Annotated in this window: 9 protein-coding genes and 2 pseudogenes; 9 read left to right on the top strand and 2 right to left on the bottom strand. The window is 72.4% G+C overall.

All coding sequences use genetic code 11. From position 1 onward, the window contains the following. Nucleotides 1-210 (bottom strand): annotated as a pseudogene (locus NCC78_RS21150) (RICIN domain-containing protein); the annotation flags it as partial. 56 nt (nucleotides 211-266) lie between these two features. After that, nucleotides 267-551, bottom strand: a complete 285-nt coding sequence (locus NCC78_RS21145) for a DUF427 domain-containing protein (RefSeq protein ID WP_250796493.1) — start codon at nucleotides 549-551, stop codon at nucleotides 267-269. A gap of 189 nt (nucleotides 552-740) precedes the next feature. On the opposite strand from NCC78_RS21145, the gene NCC78_RS21140 reads away from it, so the two are divergent. The 9 genes and pseudogenes from NCC78_RS21140 to NCC78_RS21100 form a co-directional block, all read left to right on the top strand. Next, nucleotides 741-2,138 carry an FAD-binding oxidoreductase gene (locus NCC78_RS21140; protein ID WP_250796492.1) on the top strand — a complete coding sequence of 466 codons (1,398 nt, stop codon included), beginning with the start codon at nucleotides 741-743 and terminating at the stop codon, nucleotides 2,136-2,138. Next, complete coding sequence (locus tag NCC78_RS21135; protein WP_250796491.1) at nucleotides 2,135-3,478, top strand: class I SAM-dependent methyltransferase; 1,344 nt, start codon at nucleotides 2,135-2,137, stop codon at nucleotides 3,476-3,478. Before NCC78_RS21140 ends, NCC78_RS21135 begins: the two co-directional genes overlap by 4 nt. A gap of 113 nt (nucleotides 3,479-3,591) precedes the next feature. Next, entirely contained in the window at nucleotides 3,592-4,098 is a 507-nt protein-coding gene (locus NCC78_RS21130) for a SigE family RNA polymerase sigma factor (RefSeq protein ID WP_250796489.1), read from the top strand. 13 nt (nucleotides 4,099-4,111) lie between these two features. Beyond that, the gene (locus NCC78_RS21125) at nucleotides 4,112-5,044 is read left to right on the top strand and encodes a hypothetical protein (protein ID WP_250796488.1); all 933 of its coding nucleotides are present in this window, start codon (nucleotides 4,112-4,114) and stop codon (nucleotides 5,042-5,044) included. A 91-nt stretch (nucleotides 5,045-5,135) separates the two neighbouring features. Next, nucleotides 5,136-5,693: a winged helix-turn-helix domain-containing protein gene (locus tag NCC78_RS21120; RefSeq protein ID WP_250796487.1), complete on the top strand. Its 558-nt coding sequence runs from the start codon at nucleotides 5,136-5,138 to the stop codon at nucleotides 5,691-5,693. Next, nucleotides 5,686-6,564 carry an SRPBCC family protein gene (locus NCC78_RS21115; RefSeq protein ID WP_250796486.1) on the top strand — a complete coding sequence of 293 codons (879 nt, stop codon included), beginning with the start codon at nucleotides 5,686-5,688 and terminating at the stop codon, nucleotides 6,562-6,564. Before NCC78_RS21120 ends, NCC78_RS21115 begins: the two co-directional genes overlap by 8 nt. Before the next feature lie 434 nt (nucleotides 6,565-6,998). Beyond that, the gene (locus tag NCC78_RS21110) at nucleotides 6,999-7,997 is read left to right on the top strand and encodes a CHRD domain-containing protein (protein WP_250796485.1); all 999 of its coding nucleotides are present in this window, start codon (nucleotides 6,999-7,001) and stop codon (nucleotides 7,995-7,997) included. Beyond that, on the top strand, nucleotides 7,994-8,347 hold the full coding sequence (locus tag NCC78_RS21105) for a zinc-ribbon domain-containing protein (protein WP_250796483.1): 354 nt from the start codon (nucleotides 7,994-7,996) through the stop codon (nucleotides 8,345-8,347). The genes NCC78_RS21110 and NCC78_RS21105 overlap by 4 nt, the downstream gene beginning before the upstream one ends. A 297-nt stretch (nucleotides 8,348-8,644) precedes the next feature. Further along, nucleotides 8,645-9,886, top strand: a pseudogene (locus NCC78_RS21100) (MFS transporter); the annotation flags it as partial. Between the last annotated feature and the right edge of the window lie 380 nt (nucleotides 9,887-10,266).

The following is a 10,266-nucleotide window of genomic DNA, read 5'->3' as shown; positions in this document are numbered from 1 at the left end:
CGCCGTCGAGGGGGCGCCGGCCGCCGCCGGCACCACCGGCTCGTCGCCGCCGCCGCCCATCACACCGGTGGCGAAGAACGCCCCGAGGAGTACGCCGACCAGCGCGGCGATCACCGCGGTGCGCATCAGCGGGTCCCGGGGCAGCCCGGGGCGGGACGCGCGCCGGTAGACCGTGCCGGACGGGTCGTGGCGCTCAACGGGGACGGGCATACCGGCATCCTGACCCACCGGGGGTGTCGATGGCCAACCGGCCCCGCCCGGGTCGGTCAGTCGACGACCCGCACGTCCTTCCAGAACGCGACCCGGTCGCGGACCATCTCCGCCTCCGGCTTCGGCTCCGGGTAGTACCAGACGGCGTCCGCGCTGGTCCGCCCGTCGTGCTCCAGGGTGTAGTAGGAGGCGGTGCCCTTCCACGGGCAGAACGTGTGGGTGCCCGACTCGCGGATCAGGTCGTCGCGTAGGGCGGCGCGGGGGAAGTAGTGGTTTCCCTCCACCACCACAGTGTCGTCGCTCTCGGCCACGATCACGTCGTTCCAGACAGCTTTTGGCATGGCTCCACGCTATGCCGCCCACCTCGCCGCGACCACCCGCAGGTTCAGCGTGGAGATTCAGGGTCGGTGACATCGGCGACCGGTCGCGGCCAGCGGTCGGCCACGGTGACCCGCCCGACCGGCGCCGGATGCGAAATGGCCACCGTGGACATCCCACGACATCGACGCCTCGGCGCGTACAGTGATCGCATGCGCGCGGTGCGTGTGGATCATTCGGTCGACCATGACGGTGCGGTGGCCCAGCTGCGTCGGTCCTACGCGGCGGTGCCCGCGGGGCAGACCGTCCGGCTCGCCAAACGCACCTCCAACCTGTTCCGCCCGAGGTCCGCCCCGCGGGCACCGGGGCTGGACGTCAGCGGGCTCGGCGGGGTGCTCGCCGTGGACCCGGCGGCCCGCACCGCCGACGTCCAGGGCATGTGCACCTACGAGGACCTCGTCGACGCCACCCTCGCGCACGGGCTGATGCCGCTGGTGGTGCCGCAGCTGCGCACCATCACGCTGGGCGGCGCGGTCACCGGGCTGGGCATCGAGTCGACCTCGTTCCGCAACGGCCTGCCGCACGAGTCGGTGCTCGAGTTGGACGTGCTGACCGGGGCCGGCGAGATCGTCACCGCCCGGCCCGACGGGGAGCACGCCGACCTCTTCGCGGCCTTCCCCAACTCGCTGGGCAGCCTGGGCTACGCCACCCGGCTGCGCATCGAGCTGGAGCCCGTACGCCGTTTCGTGGGCCTGCGCAACATCCGGTTCACCCGGCTGGAGGCGCTCACCGACGCGATCGCCGAGGTGAGCGCGACCCGCTCCTGGGCGGGGGAGCCGGTGGAGGCGATGGACGGGGTGATGTTCAGCCCTGGCGAGTCGTACCTGGTGCTGGGCACCTTCACCGACGACGCGGGGCGGCTCAGCGACTACACCGGCCAGGACATCTACTACCGGTCGCTGCGTCGGCGCACCCGCGACGCGCTCACCACGTACGACTATCTGTGGCGCTGGGACACCGACTGGTTCTGGTGTTCGGCGGCGTTCGGGGTGCAGCATCCCGTGCTCCGCCGGATCTGGCCGGCGCGGTGGCGGCGCAGCGACTTCTACCACCGGCTGGTCCGCCTGGAGCATCGGCACCAGGTGGCGGCGCGCGTCGACCGGTGGCGTGGCCAGCCGGCCCGCGAACGGGTGGTGCAGGACGTCGAGATCCCGCTGGACCGCACGGCGGAGTTCCTGCGCTGGTTCGCCCGCGACGTCGGGATGACCCCGGTCTGGCTCTGCCCGCTGCGGCTGCGCGAGCCGGCCGGCCCCGGGTCGGCCCGGGCCTGGCCGCTCTATCCGCTCGCGGCCGGGCGGGACTACGTGAACATCGGTTTCTGGGGGAGCGTGCCGATCGCCGAGGGCGCCGCCGACGGCGACGTCAACCGGGCGATCGAACGCGCGGTGTCGGAGCTGGGCGGGCACAAGTCGCTCTACTCCGACGCGTACTACGACCGGGACTCCTTCGACCGGCTCTACGGCGGCGTGACGTGGCGCGCGGTGAAGGACCGTTACGACCCGGACCACCGGCTCACCGGACTGTACGAGAAGGCGGTAGCACGAGCATGAGCCTGACCGATCGAGACCAGGGGGCGGCGAGCGTCCCCGCGACCCCGCCGGCGGGGAACGGGCATCGGGGTCCGACCGTGGCGGACGTCGTCCGCGCGTTGACCACCGGCCCGCTGCCGGTGCGGATCACCGGGTACGACGGCAGCGCCCTCGGCCCGGCCGACGCCGGGATCACCCTGTCGATCCGCTCCGAGCGGGGCCTGACCTACCTGCTCACCGCCCCCGGCGACCTGGGCATGGCCCGGGCGTACGTCAGCGGCGACCTGGCGTTGCAGGGGGTGCACCCGGGCGACCCCTACGAGGCGTTGCAGGTGCTCAAGGACGAGCTGCGGTTGCGCACGCCGTCGCTGGCCGAGGGGCTGGCGCTGGTGCGCGGGCTGGGCTGGGAGCGGCTGCTGCCACCGGCACCCCCGCCGCAGGAGGCGCTGCCGCGCTGGAAGCGGGTGATCAACGGGCTGCGGCACTCCCGCAGCCGGGACAGCACGGCGATCTCCCACCACTACGACGTCTCGAACGCCTTCTACGAGAAGGTGCTGGGTCCGTCGATGACGTACACCTGCGCGGTCTACCGCTCCCCGGACGACACGCTGGAGCAGGCCCAGACGGCCAAGTACGACCTGGTGGCGCAGAAGTTGGCGCTGCGGGCCGGGATGCGGCTGCTCGACGTCGGGTGCGGGTGGGGCGGCATGGTCCGGCACGCGGCCCGCGAGTACGGCGTGAAGGCGCTCGGGGTGACCCTGTCCAAGGCGCAGGCGCAGTGGGCGCGGGCGGCGATCGAGCGGGAGGGGTTGACCGGGCTGGCCGAGGTGCGCCACCTGGACTACCGCGACGCGCCGCGCGAGCAGTTCGACGCGGTCTCCTCGATCGGGTTGACCGAGCACGTCGGGGTGCGCAACTACCCGACCTACTTCGCCGCCCTGCGCGACCGGCTGCGTCCGGACGGCCGGCTGCTCAACCACTGCATCACCCGCGCGGACAACCGGGCGCCGCACCGTTCCGGCGCCTTCATCGACCGCTACGTCTTCCCGGACGGGGAGCTGGCCGGCCCGGGGCGGCTGGTCGGCGAGCTGCACGACGTGGGGCTGGAGGTGCAGCACGAGGAGAACCTGCGGCGGCACTACGCGCTGACCCTGGCCGCCTGGTGCCGCAACCTGGTGGAGCACTGGGACTTCTGCGTCGCCGAGGTGGGCGCGGGCACCGCCCGGGTGTGGGGCCTCTACATGGCCGGGTCGCGGATGGCGTTCGAGCGCAACGGCATCCAGCTGCATCAGGTGCTCGCTACGCGCAACGGCCCGGAGGGCGCGTCGAGTTATCCGCTGCGCCCGGACTGGCTGCCCTGAGCACCTCCCGCTGACGAGAATGGCCGCGCGACATGCGCGGCCATTCTCGTGTGCGTCCCGAGTCAACCTTTGGTCGGTACCGGTCGTCCTGGGTGGGGAGGGAAGGAGAGCCGGTGCGGCGGAAGAAACGCTTTGACGGGTTGGACGTGCTCGTCGCCGAACGTGGCAGGGCACTGCTCGCGACGGCCGTGCTGCTGACTGGCAGCCGGGTCGCCGGTGAGGACCTGGTGCAGGCCGCGTTGGAGCGGTTGATGCGCAACTGGGGCCGGGTGCACGGCGACATGGAGGGCTACCTGCGGCGCACGCTGTACCACCTCGCGGTCGACCGGTGGCGGGTGCGCGGGCGGCGGCCGGAGGTGCTGACCGAGATCGAGCCGCCCAGCCAGGCGGACGGCACCGACGCGCTGCACGTCCGGCAGGCACTCATCCAGGCGCTGGGCATGTTGCCGCCGCGACAGCGGGCCGTGCTGGTGCTCCGCTACTGGGAGCAGTTCAGCGAATCGGAGGCCGCCGAGGTGCTCGGCTGCTCGGTCGGCACGGTCAAGTCGTCCGCCTCGCGGGGGCTGGTCCGGCTGCGCGAGCTCACGGCCGGTTGGGCGCTCGAGGACTCACGGGTATGAAGGAGAGCGGGAAATGAACACGAACCTTGAAGAGCGGCTGGCCGCCGGGATGCGGGACCGGGTCGACGGGCTGGCACTGACCCGCGACGTGCTGGCGGAGGCTACCCGACGCCACCGGCGGCGGACCGCGCTGGTGCGCACGACGTACGCCGCCGGCGTCGTCGGTGTGGTCGGGGCGCTGGCCGCGGTCGCGACCATCGGCGCGCCCGTGCGCACGGCAGACTCGCCGCCGGTGGCCGGGCGGCCTCCGGCGGCGAGTGCCGAGTCGCCGCAGATGCGGCTCGCCGCCGCCGCCGCGGCCAGCGAGAACATCAGCTACCGGGTGAAGGTCACGACCACCTCGAAGGACAAGGCGCCGCCGAAGGGTGAGCTGCCCGAGCCCGTGAGCCGGAGCTGGGTCACCACGGGGGCCTTCGATCCGACGACGGCCACCGGCTACCTGGACTCGCCGTACACGGGTCTGCGTCCGGTGGTCGCGGCGGGCTTCGAGCATGAGCGGCTGATCGGCGGCGTCCGGTACATCGGCGCGCCGAACGGCAGTGTGGGCAGCAACGGCGAGATCGTCTGGAGCCGGGAGCCGGGCACGCACGACAACCTCAACTTCGACCTGGCGTTGGACGGCGGTCTGGGCGCTTCGGCGGACCCGCAGGACCTGTTTCGCGCACTGCGGCAGGCCGGAGCCAAGGTCACGGAGACCGCCGGCGGCTACCACTTCGAGGTCACGGTCGAGGATCGCCGCAGCCACATCGTCGCCGACAGCTTCGTCGGCGACGTGACGCTCGGCGCGGACAACCGGATCGCGACGGTGACCTACGACCGGACGGCGCGGTCGAGCATCAGGGGTGAGAACTTCACGTATCACCTCCACGTGGCCATCGAGCTGTCCGACTACGGCATGCCGGTGAAGGTCGAGAAGCCGGCGGGCGCCCTGGCGCGGTCCAAGTAGGAGGCCTCGTCACGAAAGGCCGCGCGACCCGCGCGGCCTTTTCGTCGAAGCCATTGACAAAGAAGTTTTGTACGTACAAACTGATTTTGCCATGAGAGACGTCCTGTACCTGGAACAGATCGAGCAGGCCGAGGTCCTGCTCAAGCCGCAGCGCGTCGAGGTGCTGCGGCAACTGGCCGAGCCGCGCACCTGCACCGAGGTCGCCGCCCGGCTCGACCAGACGCCGCAGCGCGTCTACTACCACGTCAAGCAGCTCGTCGGCGCCGGCCTGGTCGAGCTGGTCAACGAGCGCAAGGTGCGCGGCATCACCGAGGGCATCTACCAGGCCGCCGCCCGGTCCTACTGGCTCTCACCCCGGCTGGTCGGCCGGATCGGCCTGCGCCGCGCCCGCGACGAGCTGAGCCTGGGCTACCTGCTCGACCTGATGGAGGAGGTCCAGGCCGACATCGCCGGGCTGGACCGCGCCGCCCCCGAACTCCCCTCGGTCGGGGTCTCCGGCGAGATACGGGTGCCGGCAGAGCAACGCCAGCAGTTCCTGCACGACCTGCAGAGCGCTCTGCAGGACCTGTTCACCCGCTACGGGGGCGCCGAGGGCGACGCCTTCAAGCTCGCCGTGGCCTGCTATCCGAAGGGGAAAGACCGTGAGTGAACCGATGAAGGTGCACGCCCGCCTCGCCGCGCCGGTCGAGACCGTCCGTCGCGCCCTGACCGACCCCGCCGAGCTGCGCGCCTGGCTGGCCGAGCACGCCGAGGTCGAGCTGCCGCAGCGGTACGAGTTCTGGGGCCGCCACACCCCCGAGGGCGACGCCCCGCACCAGCGGCTGCTGCACGCCGACGACGACACCCTGCGCTTCGCCTGGCTGCTCGACGGGGTCGAGACCACCGCCGAGTTCCACCTGCGCGCCGACGGTCCCGACGCCACCGTCCTGTCGCTGTCGCAGAGCCACTTCGACTTCGCCGAGGCGATGAGCGGCAGCAGCATCCGCGGGGTGCTCCAGACCTTCTGGGCGCTGTCCATCGCCAACCTGGCCGCCCACCTGGAGGGCCGGCCGCTGCTGCCCAGGGTCGACTTCACCTCCGCCGACCTGCGCGGCGAGCTGCTCATCGACGCCCCGCTGCCCAAGGTGTACGAGTCGCTGACCGACTCGGAGCAGGCCAGCGCCTGGTTCGGCTACCCGATCGGGATCGAGCCCTGGGTCGGCGGCCGCTACGCCATGGGCGGCTTCGAGACCGGCTACGCCGCCAAGGTGGTGGACCTGGAGCCCGGCCGGAAGATGTCGGTCGACTGGGGGCCCACCGGCGTCACCACCTGGGAGCTGGCCGAGTCGCAGGGGAAGACCAAGCTGACCTTCGTGCAGAGTGGCTTCGACGAGCAGCACCCCCCGTACGCGGCCTGGGCCGGGTCCGTCGCCGGGTTGGCCGAGCTGCGCCGCTACCACGAGGTCGAGAACTGGCGGCCGATCTGGCTCGCCGCCGAGATCCCCGGGCTGGAGCCCGAGACGGCCGACGCCGCCGGCTGACCCGGCCACCCCCGGCGGGGCCTGGAACTCCTCGCCGCGTCCCGGATTCAGAAGCGCCCGACTGCTGGAGGACAGCGGTCGGGCGCTTCGACGTGTGGGCGGGAGCGGTCGTCGCGCACACCGGTTTCGACCGCGCGCTGCGGCGGGACGATGCTTTCCGCGGTCCGCCACCCCGAATCACCCGGATGAGCGTAGAGCCCCCAGTCCGATGCACAGCGCCCGAAGATCCCTGGCGGTCGGATCAGGGAAGGCGGCTCCGGTATGTGGCGAACATGGGACAATTTCACCATAGGGCGCCAATCGATCCCGAGTGCCGGAGGTCCGGACGACCACTTCTCCGGCGCGCGGCGTCTTCGCATGCCCGTGGCCCGTGATGGATGGGCGTTTCGCCGTCGATTCCGGGCTCGGGCCCCGTCTAGGAGGGAACAGCAGAGATGATTCGACGTACTCGGTTCTGGGCAGTGACGGTGGCCGCCAGCGCGGCGCTGGCGGCCACCGCGGCCCTGGGAACCGCGGCGATGGGCGACGGACAAGACGACTCGGGCGACCAGCGCGGGTCGCACGACCAGCGCGACTCCCGCGACTCCCGCGGCTCATCGGACTGGAGCGACTCGCGGCACAGGGAGACCGTGCGGGCGAGGCTCAGCGGCTACCAGGAGGACCCGCTCACGATCTCCACGCCCGGCTCGGGCCGGTTCGTGGCGCAGATCGACGAACGGGACAAGAAGATCAGGTATCGGCTGAGCTACGAAGACCTGCGGGACGTGCAGCAGGCGCACATCCACTTCGGGGGCCGGCACCAGAGCGGCGGGATCGCCGCCTTCCTGTGCTCGAACCTCAAGGACGCCAAGGGTGGCGCGCCGAAGCACGTCCCCTCCTGCCCCGAGTCCTCGGGCACGGTGGAGGGGACGATCAAGCCTGACGACGTCGTCGGCCCCGCCGACCAGGGCATCGAGCCCGGCGAGTTCGACGAGCTCGTCGACGCGATCCAGGCCGGTGTCACGTACGTCAACGTGCACACCAAGAAGTACCCGAACGGCGAGATCCGGGGCCAGATCAAGAGCGACGAGGACCGGAAGAAGTGCGACGAGGACCGGGACCGCGAGGAGCGTGACGAGGACCGGGGCCGGGACAAGGGCGGCGAGGACCGGGGCTGGAACAAGGGCGACGAGGACTGGAGCCGGGCCGGGAGCGGCGAGGACCGGGACCGGGACAAGGGCGACGAGGACTGGAGCCGGGCCGGGAGCGGCGAGGACCGGGACCGGGACCGGGACCGGGACAAGTGCGACGAGGACCGGGACCGGGAGGACCGTGACGAGGACCGGGACCGGGACAAGGGGGACGAGGACCGGGACCGGGAGGACCGTGACGAGGACCGCGGCCGGGACAAGGGCGACGACAACTGGGGCAGCTGGTCGAGCAGCGACGAGTGACCCTGTCGACGCGACAGGCTGAACGCCCGACCCGGCATGACGGGTCGGGCGTTCAGCGTTCGAAACGAACGCCGTCGGGTGGTGATAAACGATGTCCCGGTGGGTACTGCCCGGCGATGTTCTTCATCTTCGGGCTCCGCACCAAGGTCAGTCAGTCTGGCGTGGTGCAGCAGGTCTGCCGCAACTGCCGCAACCATGCCGCGCAGGTCATCACCCGCCGGTCGACCAAGTTCAGCCTGTTCTTCATCCCGATCATCCCGATCCGCACCCGGTACATGCAGCAGTGCACGTTCTGCGGCGCCCAGTACGAGATTTCCCGTTCCGACGCGCAGCGCCTCCCGGTCGGCTGAGCCGCCGATGGACCGTTTCCTCTGCTGGCTGATCGGCCGGCAACCCGCCGTGCCCGCGCCGGTGCACACCGTGTCCCGGCCGCCCTGCACCCCGGGGCGTCGCCGGCGTCGCCGCGCGCGTCGGCCGCTCGCCGGCACCGCCCTGCCCCGCTCGCCCTGGAACCGTTCCGCCGGCCGCTGATCGGGCCCGCTGCCGCGCGAGGAGCGACGATGCCGGCCAGGTGATCTCCGCCCCCGGTCGGGGCCCGTCTCACCTGCGCCAACTAGGCTGGGGCGGCCGGAAGAACGGGGAGATCCGTGCGTAACCACCGGGCGGTCGTGCTGGTCGCCGTCCTGCTGTCCACACTGACGCTGCCGGTGTCGTTGACCGGCGCGTCGGTCGCGCTGCCGGACATCGGCCGGGACCTCGACTCCGGGCTGGCCGGCGTCCAGTGGGTGGTGAACGGCTACAACGCCACCTTCGCCAGCTTCATGCTCGCCACCGGCGCGCTCGCCGACCTTTTCGGCCGGCGACGGGTCTTCGCCACCGGCGTCGCGATCTTCGCCGCTTCCGGGCTGCTCGGCGCGGTCGCCGACAGCATCGTGCTGCTCGACGTCCTGCGCGCGCTCGCCGGCGTCGGCGCGGCCGCCGCCGCGACCAGCGCCTCCGCGATCCTCGCCGACACTTTCCAGGGCCCGGCCCGGACCCGCGTCTTCAGTGTCTTCGGCACGACCATCGGCGTCGGCCTGGCCTTCGGCCCCTCCGTCGCCGGGCTGCTCGTCGAAGGCTTCGGCTGGCGGGCCGTCTTCGCCGCCCCGGCCCTGGTCGGGCTGGTGGTGCTGGCCCTGGTGCCGCTGCTGCCCGAGTCCCGCCGGTCGCAGGGCGGCCGGATCGACTGGCCCGGCACGGTCTCGTTCACCGCCGCCCTGCTGCTGCTCATCTTCGGCTTCGTGCAGGGGCCCGACCTGGGCTGGGATCACCCGGTGATCGTCGCCGCCTTCGCCGCCGCGCTCGCGCTGCTGGTGCTCTTCGTCCGCGTCGAGCGGCGACGCGCCCAGCCGATGTTCGACCTGGCCCTGCTGGCCAGCCCCCGGTTCCTCGGCATCTGCCTGGCGGCGGCCACCATCGTCGCGGTGCTGGTGCCGCTCCTGGTCTACCTGCCGTCGTACCTCACCACGGTGGTCGGATCGAGTCCGGGCGCGGCCGGTGCGACGCTGATCCTGCTCACCGCCCCCACCCTGGTGCTGCCGCTGCTCGGCGGGGTGCTGACCCGGCTGGTGCCGGCCCCGGCGGTGATCGTCACTTCGGTGGCCGTGGTCGCGGTCGGCGCGGCCTGGGCGACGGTGCTCGCCCCCGACAGCGGCGCCGGCGCGCTGGCCGGGCCGCTGCTCACCATCGGCGTCGGCGTGGGGCTTTCCATCGGGCTGCTCGACGCGCTGGCGATCGGCAGCGTCGAGCCGGGCCGCGCCGCCACCGGCGCCGGAATGATCAACACCGCTCGGCTGGCCAGTGAGACCGTCGCCATCGCGGTGGGCGGCGCGGTGCTGGCCAGCACCACGGTGATCAACGCGCAGGCCACCGCCCCCGCGCGCTGGTCGGTCCCGGCCGGGCTGCTGGTGACCGCCGCGTACGTGTTCGGCGCGCACGCCGCCGGCCACCCCCGCGAGGCCACCGCACACGCGGCGACGCTGCTCGCGCAGACCGGCTGCACGGCGACGATGACCGCGATCATGCGCCGCCGGATCGGCCGGGCCGACCGGGCCTTCGTCGCGCACCACCGGCTCACCCGGGAGGCGGTGGTGGCGCGGGCCGCCCGCGAGGCCGAACGGCGGCAGAACCGGGACCTGCACGACACCGTCCTGGGCACGCTCACCATGGTCGGGCTGGGCGCGGTCGCCGGCCGGTCCGCCGCGCTGCGCGACCGGTGCGCGGCCGACCT

The organism is Micromonospora phytophila (genome assembly GCF_023656545.1).
In the GTDB taxonomy this organism is placed as follows: Bacteria; Actinomycetota; Actinomycetes; order Mycobacteriales; family Micromonosporaceae; genus Micromonospora; species Micromonospora phytophila.
The sequence above is the reverse complement of the archived record's forward strand: the minus strand, read 5'-3'. Positions and strand labels throughout refer to the sequence as shown.

What these genes read in the sequence shown, in the direction of transcription:
- NCC78_RS21145 (WP_250796493.1), bottom strand. Translation starts at nt 551, where the DNA reads ATGCCAAAAGCTGTCTGGAACGACGTGATCGTGGCCGAGAGCGACGAC.
- NCC78_RS21140 (WP_250796492.1), top strand. Translation starts at nt 741, where the DNA reads ATGCGCGCGGTGCGTGTGGATCATTCGGTCGACCATGACGGTGCGGTG.
- NCC78_RS21135 (WP_250796491.1), top strand. Translation starts at nt 2,135, where the DNA reads ATGAGCCTGACCGATCGAGACCAGGGGGCGGCGAGCGTCCCCGCGACC.
- NCC78_RS21125 (WP_250796488.1), top strand. Translation starts at nt 4,112, where the DNA reads ATGAACACGAACCTTGAAGAGCGGCTGGCCGCCGGGATGCGGGACCGG.
- NCC78_RS21120 (WP_250796487.1), top strand. Translation starts at nt 5,136, where the DNA reads ATGAGAGACGTCCTGTACCTGGAACAGATCGAGCAGGCCGAGGTCCTG.
- NCC78_RS21110 (WP_250796485.1), top strand. Translation starts at nt 6,999, where the DNA reads ATGATTCGACGTACTCGGTTCTGGGCAGTGACGGTGGCCGCCAGCGCG.